This is a genomic window from Arthrobacter sp. HS15c (assembly GCF_040812005.1).
Lineage (GTDB): Bacteria > Actinomycetota > Actinomycetes > Actinomycetales > Micrococcaceae > Arthrobacter.
Map to the genome: position 1 here is coordinate 118126 of NZ_JBFOHM010000001.1, position 14680 is coordinate 132805.

General features: G+C 67.9%; 15 protein-coding genes. 2 read left to right on the forward strand and 13 right to left on the reverse strand.

From position 1 onward, the window contains the following. Positions 1–82: 82 nt before the first annotated feature. The 3 genes from ABV518_RS00560 to ABV518_RS00570 all read right to left on the reverse strand — a co-directional run bounded on the left by ABV518_RS00560 (position 83) and on the right by ABV518_RS00570 (position 5383). Positions 83–3115: an AAA family ATPase gene (locus ABV518_RS00560; RefSeq protein WP_367764904.1), complete on the reverse strand. Its 3033-nt coding sequence runs from the start codon at positions 3113–3115 to the stop codon at positions 83–85. Then, the gene (locus ABV518_RS00565; protein WP_367764905.1) at positions 3112–4302 is read right to left on the reverse strand and encodes an exonuclease SbcCD subunit D; all 1191 of its coding nucleotides are present in this window, start codon (positions 4300–4302) and stop codon (positions 3112–3114) included. The genes ABV518_RS00560 and ABV518_RS00565 overlap by 4 nt, the downstream gene beginning before the upstream one ends. A gap of 91 nt (positions 4303–4393) precedes the next feature. Next, positions 4394–5383 carry an aquaporin gene (locus ABV518_RS00570; protein WP_367764907.1) on the reverse strand — a complete coding sequence of 330 codons (990 nt, stop codon included), beginning with the start codon at positions 5381–5383 and terminating at the stop codon, positions 4394–4396. Between the two features lie 166 nt (positions 5384–5549). Here ABV518_RS00570 and ABV518_RS00575 point away from each other — a divergent pair, with 166 nt between their 5' ends. Next, complete coding sequence (locus tag ABV518_RS00575) at positions 5550–6632, forward strand: ADP-ribosylglycohydrolase family protein (RefSeq protein WP_367764908.1); 1083 nt, start codon at positions 5550–5552, stop codon at positions 6630–6632. On the opposite strand, the gene ABV518_RS00580 is transcribed toward ABV518_RS00575, so the two are convergent. Both ABV518_RS00580 and ABV518_RS00585 read right to left on the reverse strand, forming a co-directional pair. After that, positions 6619–7155, reverse strand: coding sequence for a DUF4395 domain-containing protein (locus ABV518_RS00580; RefSeq protein WP_367764909.1), 537 nt, complete (start codon positions 7153–7155; stop codon positions 6619–6621). The two genes, ABV518_RS00575 and ABV518_RS00580, sit on opposite strands and share 14 nt — an antisense overlap. A 55-nt stretch (positions 7156–7210) precedes the next feature. After that, positions 7211–8239, reverse strand: coding sequence for an exonuclease domain-containing protein (locus ABV518_RS00585; RefSeq protein WP_367764911.1), 1029 nt, complete (start codon positions 8237–8239; stop codon positions 7211–7213). Between the two features lie 123 nt (positions 8240–8362). On the opposite strand from ABV518_RS00585, the gene ABV518_RS00590 reads away from it, so the two are divergent. Beyond that, positions 8363–9139, forward strand: coding sequence for a DedA family protein (locus tag ABV518_RS00590; RefSeq protein WP_367765312.1), 777 nt, complete (start codon positions 8363–8365; stop codon positions 9137–9139). Positions 9140–9270: 131 nt separating this feature from the next. Here the strand turns inward: ABV518_RS00590 and rdgB are convergent, their stop codons facing one another. The 8 genes from rdgB to clpS form a co-directional block, all read right to left on the reverse strand. Further along, positions 9271–9933 (reverse strand): RdgB/HAM1 family non-canonical purine NTP pyrophosphatase, encoded by a 663-nt coding sequence (rdgB, locus tag ABV518_RS00595; RefSeq protein ID WP_367764912.1) that lies wholly within the window; start codon positions 9931–9933, stop codon positions 9271–9273. Continuing rightward, positions 9930–10688: a ribonuclease PH gene (rph, locus tag ABV518_RS00600; protein ID WP_367764913.1), complete on the reverse strand. Its 759-nt coding sequence runs from the start codon at positions 10686–10688 to the stop codon at positions 9930–9932. The genes rdgB and rph overlap by 4 nt, the downstream gene beginning before the upstream one ends. 57 nt (positions 10689–10745) lie before the next feature. Beyond that, entirely contained in the window at positions 10746–10970 is a 225-nt protein-coding gene (locus ABV518_RS00605; protein ID WP_367764914.1) for a helix-turn-helix domain-containing protein, read from the reverse strand. Continuing rightward, positions 10970–11587, reverse strand: coding sequence for a hypothetical protein (locus ABV518_RS00610; RefSeq protein ID WP_367764915.1), 618 nt, complete (start codon positions 11585–11587; stop codon positions 10970–10972). The genes ABV518_RS00605 and ABV518_RS00610 overlap by 1 nt, the downstream gene beginning before the upstream one ends. Positions 11588–11712: 125 nt before the next feature. Next, positions 11713–12510: an MBL fold metallo-hydrolase gene (locus ABV518_RS00615; RefSeq protein WP_367764917.1), complete on the reverse strand. Its 798-nt coding sequence runs from the start codon at positions 12508–12510 to the stop codon at positions 11713–11715. Continuing rightward, a complete protein-coding gene (gene murI / locus ABV518_RS00620; RefSeq protein ID WP_367764919.1) occupies positions 12507–13571 on the reverse strand; it encodes a glutamate racemase in 1065 nt (354 codons plus the stop codon). The genes ABV518_RS00615 and murI overlap by 4 nt, the downstream gene beginning before the upstream one ends. A gap of 95 nt (positions 13572–13666) precedes the next feature. Continuing rightward, the gene (locus ABV518_RS00625) at positions 13667–14233 is read right to left on the reverse strand and encodes a DUF2017 domain-containing protein (protein WP_131131713.1); all 567 of its coding nucleotides are present in this window, start codon (positions 14231–14233) and stop codon (positions 13667–13669) included. Next, a complete protein-coding gene (gene clpS, locus ABV518_RS00630; protein ID WP_367764921.1) occupies positions 14226–14609 on the reverse strand; it encodes an ATP-dependent Clp protease adapter ClpS in 384 nt (127 codons plus the stop codon). Before clpS ends, ABV518_RS00625 begins: the two co-directional genes overlap by 8 nt. Between the last annotated feature and the right edge of the window lie 71 nt (positions 14610–14680).

The following is a 14680-nucleotide window of genomic DNA, read 5'->3' on the forward strand; positions in this document are numbered from 1 at the left end:
TCGTCCCTCCTCCCGATGCGCGCAACCCGGTAACTGTTCGATTATAGCCCTGCGGGCCGGGCCAGGGACTGGCGTCCGCTTCTCAGGAGAGCGGCGGTGCCGTGTCGGAGATGTGGAGTGTGGACCCGTTGCGGCCCTTGACCACCTGGAGCTGCACTCCGATGCGCTGCTTCATTTCGCCAACATGGCTGACCAGCCCCACCACCCGGCCGCCGTCCCGCAGGCCTTCGAGTGCATCCATCACCTGTTCAAGCGACTGCTCGTCCAGGCTGCCGAAGCCTTCGTCCACAAACAGCGTCTCAATCTGGATTCCCCCGGATTCGTGCTGGACCACATCGGCCAGCCCGAGCGCCAGCGACAGGGATGCCATAAATGATTCACCGCCGGAAAGTGTTGACGTGTCGCGGCGGTGCCCCGTCCATTGGTCCACCACTTCCAGTCCCAGCCCGGATTTGGCTCCGCGCGCGGCTTTGGCGTCGGTGTGCTGGAGCAGGTAGCGGCCGTCGCTCATGGCGACAAGGCGCTCAGATGCCGCAAGGGCCACCTGTTCCAGCCGGGCGGCGAGGACGTAGCTGTTCAGGCTCATGCGGTAGGTGTTGTCGCCGCGTCCGCCCGCGGCTTCCGCCAGGGCGGTCAGCATCCGTGCACGCTCCCGCGGAGCGCTGCCGGACCCGGCAAGGTCCTGGTACTCGGCCACGATGGCATCCAGGGATTCCACGCAACGCTTCGCCATGCCCGCGGCCAGGCCCGCAGTGCGCGCCTCAGCTTCGGCCTGCGCAGCAGCTGACCGCAGCGCCGCGAGCTGGGCCTCGTCCGGGACCAGGTCCGACGCCAGTTCCTCAAGAGCCAGGACCACCTCCTCAGAGGCAAAGAGCTCGGCCACCCTGGCTTGTTCGTCGTGCCCGGCGCGGACGGTGGCCTGCAGCGAGGCAGCCTCGGCACTGCCCAGCAGCTCGGCCCGGGCCTCTTCGGCCGTCCCGAAGCCCGCTTCCGGCAGGGCCAGGTCCAGCTGCTGCCCGGCGTCGGCCGCACGGAGCCCGGCCTGGTCCAGCTGGGTCTGCGCCTGCACGGTCTTTTCAAGCGTTCCGGCTGCATCCTTCAGTGCACGCAGCCGGTGCGTGAGATCGCGGTGGCCGGACCTGAGGCCCGACAGCGATTCGCTGAGGGCCGTTGCCTGGTCCAGGACCTCGGCCAGGGTGGACTCCACCTGGGCAAGTTCCGCACCGGCGGCTGACCTGCCCGTCTCCGCTTCGGCGATGCGGGTTTCGATTCCGGTGAGCCGCAACCGGATCCCGGCCAGCTCGTCAGCCGCCTGCGCGGAGCGTTCGGCAGCGTGCCGTGCCTCATCGGCTGCCTCCTGGGCAGCGTCTTCGGGGGTATCCCCGCCCTGGCCTGCCAGCACGGCCACCATCTGCTTCGCCGCTGCCAGCTCTGTGCCCAGCACTGAGAGCCGGGCCTCCGCCGCTTCGAACTCCTCGCGGGCTTCCTCTTCGGCCTCGCCGAGCAGGAAGGCTGACTGTGCCGCCTTTGCCGGGGACGGGTGGTCCGGGCTGCCGCACACAGGGCAGGGCACGTCGTCGGCGAGCTGCGCCGCGAGTTCAGCTGCCGCATTCGCCAGGCGCTCTTCGCGAAGATCGAGCCAGCGGTGCTTTTTCTGAAGGTGGTCCTCGCGGCACGCCTCGTAGTGCTCTGACGCCAGGTGCTGTGCCGCCACGGCAGTCCGGTAGCGGCGGACGACGTCCAGCAGTTCGTCGGCCGCGGCTGCTTCCTTGGTGTGCATGACGGCGGCTGCAGCCAGTTCGGCGAGTGGCTCCAGGCCCGCGGACAGGTCCGTGTACTCCGCCCGCAGGGCCTCGAGCCTGCCGCCAAGTTCAACCTCAGTAACCTGCAGCTCTTCCTTCTTCCGGCCCAGGTCCGCCCGCCTGGCAGTAAGGGCCAGGAGCCGCTCTTCGTCCGGCAGCCGCGCTTCCACCACGGCGAGCATCGATCGCAGCCGGCTCAGTTCCGAGGCGGCATCGGGTGCGTCCGGATCTAGCCACTCCAGCTCCGGGTCCTCGTCCACTGCCACGCGCAGGAGCGTGAGGGCTGACTCGCGGGCTGCAGCCGCACTGCGGAGCTGGGCTTCTGCTTTCTCCACAGCCTGCAGCTGGCCGGTCAGTACTTCCGCCTGGCGGTGCCGGGCAAGCCGCGCGGCGTGCGCGTCCAGGACCGGGGCTGCCTCGTCGGCCGCCGCTTTTCGGGCTGCCGCGGCTTCCAGCCGGCGCTGCCGCTCCGTCCTGGCAACTCCAGTCTCCAGCAACTGCCGGTGCTCCCGGCTCAGCGAACTGGCTGCTTCCGCCTCCCCGGCCAGGCCGGCGGCGCGGACGGCGAGGGCTGCTTGCAGCCACTCAATCCGGGCCCCAGCGTCCCCCTCCGGCGGCGTTCCGGTTTCGTCGAGGCCGACGGCGGATACCTCGGCTTCAGCCCTCGCTGCCAGCAGCTCAAGTTGCCCGTTCAGGCGGGAAACGTCGTTCCGTGCGGCCTGGGCCAGGAGCGAGAGCTCCTGTTCCACTGCTTCGAAACGCTGGGTGCCGAAGAGTTTCTGCAGCAGGTCGAGGCGGTCTGATGCCTTGGACCGCAGGAACGCCGCGAAGTCGCCCTGCGGGAGCATCACCACGCGGGTGAACTGTTCGCGGTCCATCCCCAGCAGGCCGGTGATTTCGGCGCCCGCTTCATCGTTGCGGCCGGATTTTTCGATCCAGTCCCCGTTCACCCGTTCGCGCAGGAGGGTCTTGGCCTGCTGGGTGGTGAATCCGTTTTTCCCGCGCGCGCTGGGCTTGTCCCATGCCGGCGAACGGGTGACTTCGAAGTGCCGGCCCTGTGCCGAGAACTCGCAGCTGACGGCCGGTTCCTCGGCCGGGTCCGCATGGTCGCTGCGCAGGCGCTTGCCGTCCTGGCGCGCGCCTGGGACGGAGCCGTAAAGCGCGAAGCAGATGGCGTCCAGGACGCTGGTCTTGCCGGCGCCGGTGGGACCGTTGAGGAGGAACAGCCCGTGGGCACTGAGCCGATCGAAGTCGACTTCCTCGGTGCCGGCGAAGGGCCCGAACGCGGAGATCCGCAACCGGTGGATCCTCACAGCGATGCCTCCTGGAGCCGCACGTTGTCCAGGGCCGCTGCGAGGGCGGCCCGTTCGGCGTCGTCGGGTTGCCGGCCGCGGACATGGTCGAGGAATCCGCAGCAGACGGAGAGGTCGTCCTCGGCCTCCGCCAGCCTGCTGCTGTAGCTGGCTGCCGGCTTCACGGCTCCGCCCTGGGGATCAAAGCCAAGCACCAGGGTGTCCGGGAAACGTGACCGAAGTCGTTCCATGGCCTGGGCGGGCCGCTGGACATCCGTCACGGTGATCTGGCAGTAGGCGTCTTCTGCCCAGGTGTGGTCGCTGGATTCCAGCAGTTCCGTGATTTCGCCGCGGAGCACTGCGAGTGTCCGGGGAGCCTTCCAGGCCAGTTCCGTGACGCCGGCAACGCCGGCAGGGCCGACGTCGATCAGCCAGCCGCCTTTTTGGTGTTTGGCTTCCGAGAAGGAATAGGCCAGCGGGGACCCGGAGTACCTGACCTGGGGAGAGAGCGACTGGCGGCCGTGCAGGTGGCCCAGCGCGGTATAGCTGAAGCCGTCGAACAGGTCCAGAGGGACAGCTCCCACTCCCCCGATGCTGAGGTCCCGTTCGCTGTCCGAGCTGATGCCGCCGCTGGCAAAGGTGTGTGCCAGGACTACGGAATGGACGGTGCCCAAGGCGCTGCGGCGCTGAAGATCCGCCCGGATGAGGTCCGTGGCGGCCCGCGTGACCTCGAAGTGGCTGGCCGTCTCCACGCCCAGGGGTTCGGCCACCAGGCGCGGTTCCAGCCACGGAATGCCGTAAATGGCCAGCATGGCGCCCTCAGCCCCGGTGTCCGCCGCGGCTGTCCCGTCCAGGGGCAGCAGCAGCGGCTGGTCCAGTTCGGCCAGCCTGGTGCGAAGGTGCACTCCGCCGCGTTCCAGCAAACGTGAGGCAAAGCCCAGCCTGATGGCGGAGTCATGGTTGCCGCTGGTCAGGACCACTTTGGCGCCGGCTCCGGTCAGCCTGACCAGGGCGTCGTCCAGCAGGCCCACGACGTCCACGCCCGGCAGGGCGCGGTCGTACACGTCGCCGGCGATCAGGACCACGTCAACAGCGTTTTCCGTGACGGCGCTGACGAGCTGGTCGACGAAGGACCGCTGGGCGTCCAGCATCCCGACGCCATGGAACGACCGGCCCAGATGCCAGTCCGATGTGTGCAATAACCGCATATTCCTACGCTATCGGCTGGCACTGACAGTTTGAGCCAGCCCCGCTGCGGGGCCCTGGCGCTCGTGCACGGCCGCGCCCCTGGCGGGCAGCTTAACCGCGCTTTCCGTCGAAGAACTCCTGCGCTTCGTCGCCCTTGGCTGCCGGTACAGCTACGGGGGCGGACGCAACTGCATTCCCGGCCCCGTCAACGTCGTCCGACTCGTCAACGTCGCCGGCCTCATCCAGGTCCTCGGACGCGTCAATTTCGTCGGTCTCATCCAGGTCGCCATCCGCAGCGTCTGCAGCAACAGCAGCCGTGGCCGCGCCTGCAGCGTCCGCGGAGACAGCGAAGCCGCGGAAGACCAGTCCGGCGATGGCTGCGCCGACCAGCGGCGCCACCCAGAAGACCCACAGCTGCTCCAGCGACCACGAAGAGGAGAAGATGGCAGAGGCTGTGGCGCGGGCCGGGTTGAACGGCGCATTTCCTACGGACTGGCCCAACTGCAGCAGCACTGCGAAGGCCAGGCCCACAGCCACGGGCGCAGCGGCTTTGTTGACGCCGCTGCGGGCGGTAGCACCGAGGAAGATGGAAACCAGGATCGCGGCGCCCAGCACCTCCAGCAGCAGGACCGCGGCCATCGGGGCCTGGATGATGGAGTGCTCACCAAAGCCCGCCGTGACGGTGTCGAACGCCGTCCGGCTGTCCTGGATGCTGGGAAGGGTGCGGAGGATCGCGAAGAGTGCCAGGGCACCGAGCAGGGCGCCCACCAGCTGCGCGCCGATGTAGGCGGCGGCGTTGCCCAGCCGGATCCGCCCGGCCACGGCATGGCCGACGGTCACGGCCGGGTTGAAATGTCCGCCCGACACGTAGCCGAATGCGAGCATCACGGCGGTGACCGCGAGGCCGGCGGCGAGCGCAGCCGGCAGCGGGCTGGACTGCGGAATCGTGAAGAGCGGCACGCCCAGGCCGGCGACCACCAGGAACAGGCTGCCGAACGCCTCGGCGGACAGCCTGGCCACCAGCCCGTAGCTGGCCGGGACAGCGCCGGCCCCGGAAGGCTGGGCGTTGTGTGCGTGGTGTACGGGCACAGGCGTGGTCATGTTGGGGCGGTCCTTTGCTTAGGGTGGGGGCTCAGCGGCTGGGGTCTGCCTCGGGCTTTATGCATCAGGCAGCCCCTGCATTCTGCCAGCGGAGTCTGGACGTTGGCTGGATCCGAGCTTAGCGCCCCGTGCAGGCAACCCCTCACGCCACGGTAAATTTACTGTCATGAGCATTGATCCGGGCGCCCCTGCCGTGCCCTCGCTGGAGTCGCGTATCCATGGTTGCCTGCTGGGCGGAGCGCTGGGCGACTCGCTGGGCTACGCCGTCGAATTCGATTCCATCACGGAGATCCGCCGCCGCTTCGGTCCGGAGGGACTGACAGATTTTTCAGCGGTCGACGGCGGAAGCCACTTCTCGGACGATACCCAGATGACGCTGTACACCGTTGACGGGCTCGTCGAGGCGCTCGAATGGGCCAACTCAGGAGTGGGCGCCGACGCCAACGCCTGCCTGTGGCTGGCGTACCTCCGCTGGCTGGCCAGCCAGGGTGAGGCGGCACCGTCCTCCGCACCGGTGCCCCAGCCGCGCTGGATCGACACGCAGGAGGTGCTTCGGCACCGCCGCGCCCCGGGCGCAGCCTGCATCAGCGGACTCGCCACCGGCGAGATGGGAACCTCGTTCCGTCCCGTGAATCCGGACTCCAAGGGCTGCGGGACGGTGATGAGGTCCGCGCCGTTCGGGCTGATACCCCACATCACGCCCGACGCCGTCTACAAACTGAGTGCCGACGCGGCGGCCCTGACGCACGGCCATCCGTCCGCGCGCCAGAGTGCGGGAGCCTTCAGCCTGCTGATTAACAGGCTGGTGTCCGGCGACACCCTGCAGGCAGCAGCGGCGGCGGTCCTGGATGATGTGCGGGCACTCGCCGACGGCGCTCCGGAACTGCCGCTGCGGCTCGAGGCGGCGGTCCGCCTCGCCGAAACCGGCATCGTGGGCCCGGAGGAACTGGTGCAGCAACTCGGCGAGGGCTGGGTCGCTGAGGAGGCGTTCGCCGTCGGGCTTTACGCAGTCCTGGCGACGGCCCCGGACAGCACAGGATCCGGTGCCCCGGAAGATCACTTCCGCGCCGCCGTCGGCCTGGCCGTCAACCACAGCGGCGACAGCGATTCCACCGGTTCGATCGCGGGCAACATCCTTGGCGCCTACTACGGCGAGGCGTGCCTTCCGGCGGCCTGGCTGGAACAGTTGGAGGCACCGCACGTCATCCGCGGCATGGCGGACATGCTGGTGGGCGTCACAACCGCCTGAGGGAGACGTTGTTGCACGCCTCGCAGACTTCCTCCGGGATGAGTCCGCGGCGCTGCAGCAGCCCGAAAATGACACAGCCCAGGCAGAAGCCCGCAAACGCTTCCAAGGACGCGGCAAGGATGAGAACTGCCAGCACGATCCAGGCTGCGGGAGCGGCGCCCGCCGCGAAAAGGATCAGGGCCGTAGTGGAGACCACGGTACCCATGCCCTGGGCGAACCGCTTGGGAGGCCCCGGGACGAGCTTCGGCCGCCCCAGCCGCGGTGCCAGGACTTTCACCGAGAGCAGGGCCAGCGGTGAAATCCGGGGGCCGAACAGCACTCGGAGCCAAAAACCGGCAGCAATGACCAGCAGCCCCCAGCCGGAACCGGTCAAAAGCGTGGCGCCGGCCAGCAGCACCACCAGCCCGGCAGTGATCCGGGCAGCGTATTCGTTGACCGGGTTGGGGAAGGCAAACACCGCACGCCAGTCGATCCCCGTCCGGGTGGCCGCGGGGGTGGTCTTAACGCCGGTGGATTTGCTCATGCTGCAAGGCTAGGAGCACGCCGGGCGGCGCGGAAGGTTTGTTGCGCCAGATGAATCAGCCGGTGTGGGCTGCCGCAGGAACGCCGGCCGTGGCGTAGCCGCCCACCATCTGGAGGAATTCGCCTTCGGAGAGCACCTCGATCAGCTGGCCGCGTTCATGCAGTTCCAGGACGCGCCGGGCCTTGCCCGTCAGCCTCCCGGAGCGCAGGTCCGAGGCCACAAATCCGTCGCCGACAACCAGCACGGTGGTCCGAGCCGTCACCCTGCTTTCGGGCCGGGCGCCGAACTCCGCGGAGCGGACCTTGGCTTCGGGCCGTGCCATGGTGAGCTCCCCGGTGAAGACCACTGTCTGGCCGTACAGCGGATGGCTGGGTTCGGCGTCGGCGTTGGGCAGCGGGTTGGCACCTTCCTCCGGCCAGCCCGACCGGAACGGCAGGACCCGGGCCGGGCCACCGCCATCGGCGACGGCCACCGCGGCGAGGCTTTGCTTGGACAGCGCATCCCGCGACGGGTCAAAGGCCGGCTGGTGGGCAAGTGCGAGGCCCAGTGACAGGTACAGTTCGGCGATGCTGTTGGCACCGTTGCGCGCGGCGATATCGATCAGGATTCCGGCGCAGGCGCGGGCATCCTCGCCGGCGTCGTGGTGGTTGACCAGAGGAACGCCGGCCTCTTCAGCGGCAAAGGGCAGGGAGTTCGAGACGAGCGAATAGCAGCGGCGGGACAGCACGACGGTGCAGACGTAATCGTAGGCGGGCCCGGGAAGGCCTGACACCTCCAGGCCGGACCTGATGACGCCGAGGTCGAAGGCCGCATTGTGGGCCACCAGGATGTCGTCGCCGATGAACGCGCCAATCTCGGGAAAGAGTTCACCGAACCGTGGACGTCCGGCAACGTCCTCGGCGCGGATGCCGTGGATCCGGACGTTGTGGTAATCGAAGTGGTCGTGGTCCGCCGGGGGGCGCATCAGCCAGGACGCCTCGGCGACCACTTTGCCGCCCCGGACCTTCGTTAGGCCCACCGCGCACGGTGAACCCCGGAAGCCGTTGGCTGTTTCGAAGTCGATCGCCGTAAAGTCCAAACCCACGGCCCATACTTTACCGGCGTCCAGGGCCGTTCCTGTGTCACCACGGCGGCCCTGTCGCGGATATCACCATGACAGTCGGCCTGGCGCCGGGTCAAGTACCCTGAGTAGGTGAACTTTCTTGCGATCAGCGACCTTGCCGCGCCCATGCTGGGAGGTGCCGGACCGGTCCAGCCGCAGCTGGCATCGTTCCTGCCCGACTGGCTGAACCCCCAGGTTTTCCTGGCCGACCCCGCACTCGCCCCCTGGGTGGTGTTGCTGGTCTGCGGAATCGTCTTTGCCGAGACCGGCCTGTTGGTGGGTTTTTTCCTGCCCGGCGATTCAATGCTGTTTACGGCCGGCCTGCTGGTGGCCACGGACACCATCAAGTTCAATGTCTGGCTCCTGGCGCTCCTGATCACGGTCTCCGCGATCATCGGCAACCAGACCGGCTACCTGATCGGTTCCAAGGCCGGTCCTGCCATCTTCAACAAGCCCAATTCCCGCCTGTTCAAGCGTGAAAACGTGGAGAATGCCCATGCGTTCTTCGAGAAGCACGGCGGCAAGGCCCTGATCCTGGCCCGCTTTGTTCCGATCATCAGGACCTTCGTTCCCGTCATTGTGGGCGTAGCCCAGATGGACAAGAAGAAATTCTTCCTCTTCAACGTGATCGGCGCGGTCCTCTGGGGCAGCGGCGTGACCCTCCTCGGCTACCTGCTGGGCGACAAGGTCCCGTGGGTCAGGGAAAACCTGGACATCATCTTCATCGCCATCGTGCTGGTCTCCGTCATTCCGATCGGCATCGAAGTGCTCCGCGGCATCTCAGCCAAGCGCCAGGCCGCCAAGTACGGCACGGATCCGGTGGACGAGTTCATCGAAGAGCACGAACCCGCCGCCGAGCGGAAGACCCACCCGGAGCACTGAGCCCCACGGCAGCACCGCCGGCCCAACGCCGGAAACTGGAAGGGAGCCCTGCAGGTGCAGGGCTCCCTTCCTTGTCTTAAGGCCAGTGTCTCAAGGCCAGTTTCTTCAGGCCATCGCCTCCGGACCAGGCGCTACGTCCGGGCGAGTGCCTCGACAATGGCAGGCAGCAGGGCCCGGAAAGCCTGGCCCCGGTGGCTGATGGCGTTCTTCTCCTCCGCGGACAGCTCGGCACAGCTGCGCTCCTCGCCGACGGGCTGCAGGACGGGATCGTAGCCGAAGCCGCCCTCGCCCCGCGGCTCGCGCAGCAGGGTTCCCTCAAGCTGCCCGTATTCCACCGTTTCGTAGGCCGTGCCCGCCGCCGCCGGGACGGCCAGCGCGGCGGCGCAGACGAACGCCGCCCCGCGGTGCCCGTCCGGGACATCCGACAGCTGGTCCAGCAGGAGCTGCAGGTTGGCGGCATCGTCCCCGTGCCGGCCGGCCCACCGTGCGGAAAAGATGCCGGGCGCCCCGCCCAGGACGTCGACAGCCAGTCCTGAGTCGTCGGCGATGGCCACCAGGCCGGTTGCCTCGGCTACCGCGCGGGCCTTGAGCAGTGAGTTCTCGGCAAACGTCACACCCGTTTCGACGACGTCCGGCGCACCGGCCGCCGCGGCGTCCACCACCTGGGTGTCGACGTCGAGCCCCGGAACCTGGCCGCGCAGGAGCTCCCGCAGTTCGCGGAGCTTTCCCTTATTGTGCGTGGCGAGGACGAGCCGGGGCGCTGCGCCGTCGGGACCTGTGCCGGCCTGGCTCACAGGGCGTCCGCGAGGGTTTCGCGCTGGATCGCCGCCAGCTGGGTGGTGCCCAGGAGTGCAAGATCGAGCAGCTGGTTGAGCTCGTCGCGGTCGAAGGGAGCGCCCTCCGCGGTGCCCTGGACCTCTACAAACTTCCCGGAACCGGTGACCACAACGTTCATGTCGGTCTCGGCCCGGACATCCTCGACGTAGGGCAGGTCCAGCATGGGGACGCCGTCAATGATGCCCACGGAAACAGCCGCGATGGTGTCGATCAGGGGCTGGGCGTTCTTGGCGATCAGCTTGTTCTCGCGGGCGAAGCGGATGGCGTCGGCCAGGGCCACGTACGCGCCCGTGATGGCGGCCGTGCGGGTTCCGCCGTCTGCCTGCAGGACGTCGCAGTCCAGCACGATCGTGTTCTCGCCCAGGGCCTTGGTGTCGATGATGGAGCGCAGCGAACGGCCGATCAGCCGGGAGATCTCGTGCGTCCGTCCGCCGATCTTGCCCTTGACCGATTCGCGGTCCGAACGGGTGTTGGTGGCACGCGGCAGCATGGCGTACTCGGCGGTGACCCAGCCCCGGCCTTCACCCTTGAGCCAGCGCGGCACCCCGGCGGTCAGCGAAGCCGTGCACAGGACCCGTGTGTTGCCGAACTCGATCAGGGCCGAACCCTCTGCCTGCTTGGACCAGCCGCGCGTGATGCTGATGGGGCGGAGCTGGTCGGGGGTACGGCCGTCGGCGCGCACTACGGGCACTGCGGTTGCTTCTGAAGTCATGGCTTTAGCTTATCGACTCGCCGCCGCCCGCCCGGCCACCGCCGGATCCGCCGGTGCTTATGCGGGCTGATAGGAGAGCAGATCGCCGACGCTGCAGTCCAGGACGGCGCACAGTGCCGTCAGGGTGGAGAACCTGATGGCCTTCGCCCGGTTGTTCTTGAGCACTGACAGGTTCACCAGGCTGACGCCCACCCGCCGGCTCAGTTCCGTCAGGCTCATGCCGCGCTCCGCCAGCAGTTCATCAAGCCGGCAATGGATGGCCGAATAATCCTCGGCCGGCATCAGACGAGCCCCTCGGTATCCTTCTGCAGCCGGCGGCCGAACCGGAAAACGCCGGCGATCAGTACCAGGACGACGCCGGCAACCAGTGGTGTGAAATTGAAGCCGGCCGCGAAGCCGTCGCTTTGCCCGTTGGCGGCGATCAGGCGGGCCACGCGCGTGCGGGCGACCGCATCGAGAACCTGTCCGGCGCTGCCGGCGAGGGCAAGGACTACGCCGCAGGCCCCCACAATCCATGCCGAAGCCGGAGTGAAGAGGTTCTCCCCGCGGAGCCGGAGGGCGAGCAGGAACAGCAGGGCCGCCACGGCCAGGACGCCGACCTGGCCCAGGACGCCGGCCCACGCCAGGAGCGCCGCCTCACCCGAAGGAAGGCCAGGAATGGTTGCTTCCATGGCAGTGAAGCGCGCCGTGGCGCCCAGTTCCAGCCCGGTGGGGTCCTGCGGCGACGAGTGCAGGGGCAGGGTCAACGTCACCGGTCCTGCGAAGTTTGCAATGATTCCGGCGATGGTCAGAAAAGTCGTGGCGGTCGCTGCAAGGGCAGCGACGGTCATGATCGCCACAGCATCCGCGCGAGACACCACTTTCCCCTGCCCGGACGGCCTGCGGTTCTCGGTCTGCACCAATGTGTCCCCCAAAGTATTATCGATGATCGTTATTAACGAATATCGATAAGCTATCGGAAAAACCTGTCCAGCACCAGTGCGGGAGTCTTGAAGGTCCGAGAGGGCCGGCGGCCCAGGCGGTCCTAGATCGTGTAGTGCACTCCGGCCACGGCAACCGCCACGTCGCCCCCGAAGACCGGACGGGCCTCCGCCATGACCGTGGTGGGTGAGGTCCAGACGGGGATGTGTGTGAGGAGGAGCCGGCGCGCCCCGGCAGCCGCTGCGGCCTCGCCAGCGCGCTTGCCGGTCAGGTGCACGTCCTTGATGCCGTCGTCGCGGCCTTCCTCGAAGGCCGCCTCGCAGAGGAACAGGTCGGAGTCCTTGGCCGCCTCCTCCAGGCCGGCGCAGGAATCGGTGTCCCCCGAATAGGTCAGCACCCGGCTGACCTGGTTGCCTTCCTTGTCCGGCTCCGTGACCTCCACGCGGAGGGCGTAGGCCTCCTCCACCGGATGGTTCACGGCGAACGGGGTGATGGTGAACGGCCCCAGGGTCACGGGTTCGCGTTCGGTCCAGTTGGTGAAGTCGAACTCCTCGTGCATGCCGGGGTCCAGGTCCAGGCCGTACGCGGTGGCCATGCGGTCGGCGGTGGCCGCCGGGCCCCAGACGGGAATCCGGCCGCGTCCCCAGCCGCCCGGCTTCCAGCGGACCGCCACGTGCAGGCCGCACAGGTCCATGCAGTGGTCCGGGTGCAGGTGGGTCAGGAAGATCGCGTCGATGTCCTCGAGGTCGGTGTACCGCTGGATGGCGCCGAGCGCGCCGCTGCCCAGGTCCATCACGATCTTCCACGTCCGTTCGCCGTCGTTGGCGGTCAGGAGGTAGCACGACGCCGGCGAGCCCGGGCCCGGGAAGGATCCGGTGCAGCCAACGATGGTGAGCTTCACTGGGCAGGACCTCCGGCCCGGCCGCTTTCCACGAAGTTCGACAGCCGCCGAGGCGGCCTGATGCTCCCGGTGGCGCTCTGTGCAGCGGCAATCATCTCCGGGGTGATCCGGGCGAGGCTGCCGGTGGGGTACTGGGCGGAGACGTGGTCCACGTGCCGGACGGACAGGACTTCGGGTCCGAGGAAGCGGCGGGCGAGGGCTTCGAACTGGCCGGCATCGCCGGTGGCGATGAAGTGGTGTTCCGGCGGCGTCGCGGTGGTGCGCTGCAGGTCATGGGTGGCCAGCGCCCGGTAAACGTCCTTGGCTGTCTCCTCAGCGCTTGAAACCAGCGTTACGGACTCGCCCATCACATAGGAAATGACGCCGGTGAGCAGCGGGTAGTGCGTGCAGCCGAGAACCACAGTGTCCACCCCGGCAGCCTTCAGCGGAGCGAGGTATTCCTCGGCGACAGCCAGCAGCGCGGGCCCGGTGGTAATGCCCGCTTCGACGTAGCTGACGAACTCGGGGCATGCCACGGACGTGATCTCCAGGTCCGGCGCCGCTGCGAACGTGTCCTCGTAGGCGCGGGAGCCAACAGTGGCGGACGTTCCGATCACGCCCACGCGTCCGCTCCGGGTGGCAGCCACGGCCCGCCGCACGGCCGGCTGGATCACCTCAATGACGGGAATCCCGTACTTGGCGGTGTACCGCTCCCGGGCGTCGCGCAGGACCGCGGCCGACGCCGAGTTGCAGGCGATGGTGAGCAGCTTGACGCCGGAGTCCACCAGTTCGTCCATCACGCCCAGGGCGTTGGCCCGGACTTCGGCGATGGGCAGGGGGCCGTACGGCCCGTGGGCCGTGTCCCCGACGTAAAGGATCGATTCGTTGGGCAGCTGGTCGATGATGGACCGCGCCACCGTCAGCCCGCCGACGCCGGAATCAAAGATGCCGATTGGCCGGGATCCGAGGTGGCCGCCGGTGATGCTGCTGGCTGGGGACGCCGCAGCAGCTGCTGACGGGTCCGTGCTCGAGGCTGTTGTCATGATTATTCGAGGATAGGTCTTCCCTGTGGTCGCGGCCATCACATTGTGGCGTCCGACTCATGTCTAATTTGTCACAGTGCCGCGTATGTCCCCGCCCACCGCGCAGTTCCGCAGGGCTGCCGGCGGGTCTGGGGTCAGGCCCGGGTGTCCAGGGACTGGAGCATCGCCTGGACCAGGGATTCCTGCAGCCACGTGGCGAAGTTGTACACCAGGGCAAGGTAGCTTTCCACGTCCTCCGCCTGCGACCAGTCCTGCATCAGGTGGACGTGCTCGGCGTCCTCCTCGTCCCGGATATCAAGCCGCTCGGCCAGCACCAGGCGCACATCGTTCAGCGCCATCGACCAGTGCCTGGCGCCTTCGGCCGTCAGGACGATGTCGTCCTTGTCCAGGTCCAGGGCGGCGGCCCGGAGGGCACCGATCTTGGTTTCCCGCAGCGAGCGCTCGGTGAGCTGGCGGAACTCCAGGGATGCGCCGTCGTCGTTTTTCATGACGTTGGGCAGGAGCCTCCTGACCGCACGGTCCGTGGGTTCCTGGACGTCCATGTCCAGCCCGATCATCGCGGCCAGCGGATCCTGGTTGGCACGTTCCTCCGGCTGGAGCATGGAGATGACGTCATCGATCAGGCTGCGGAGCAGTTCCCGTTCGGCTGGTTCCAGGAATCCGGTGATGCCCTTGAGCCCGTATTTGAATGCCTTAGCCACGCTTACCCTTGCCCTGCCCTGATCCGCCCTGTTTGCCGGAGTTGCCGCCCGGCCCGCCGGTTGCCTTCTCCACGGTGGCCCACAGACCGAATCCGTGCATGGCCACGGCATGGCGTTCAACCTGTTCCTTGCTGCCGTGCGCGACGATGGACCGGCCCTTTTTGTGAACCTCCATCATGAGCTTGTTCGCCTTGGACTCGGAGTAGCCGAAGTAGCTCTGGAAAACATAGCTGACGTAGCTCATGAGGTTGACGGGATCGTTCCAGATCACCAGGTTCCAGGGGATGTCCGGGGCGGTCAGGGAGTCGGTGGACGCCTCTGTCCCGGTCCGGGTGCCCTCCTGTGTATCAGGGCCGAGCGCAACGCTTAAGGTCATCTGTCCATTCTATGGGGAGGATGGGCCCCCGCCGCGAAGCGAAGCGAGACGAGGGAGCCGGTGGGGACTAG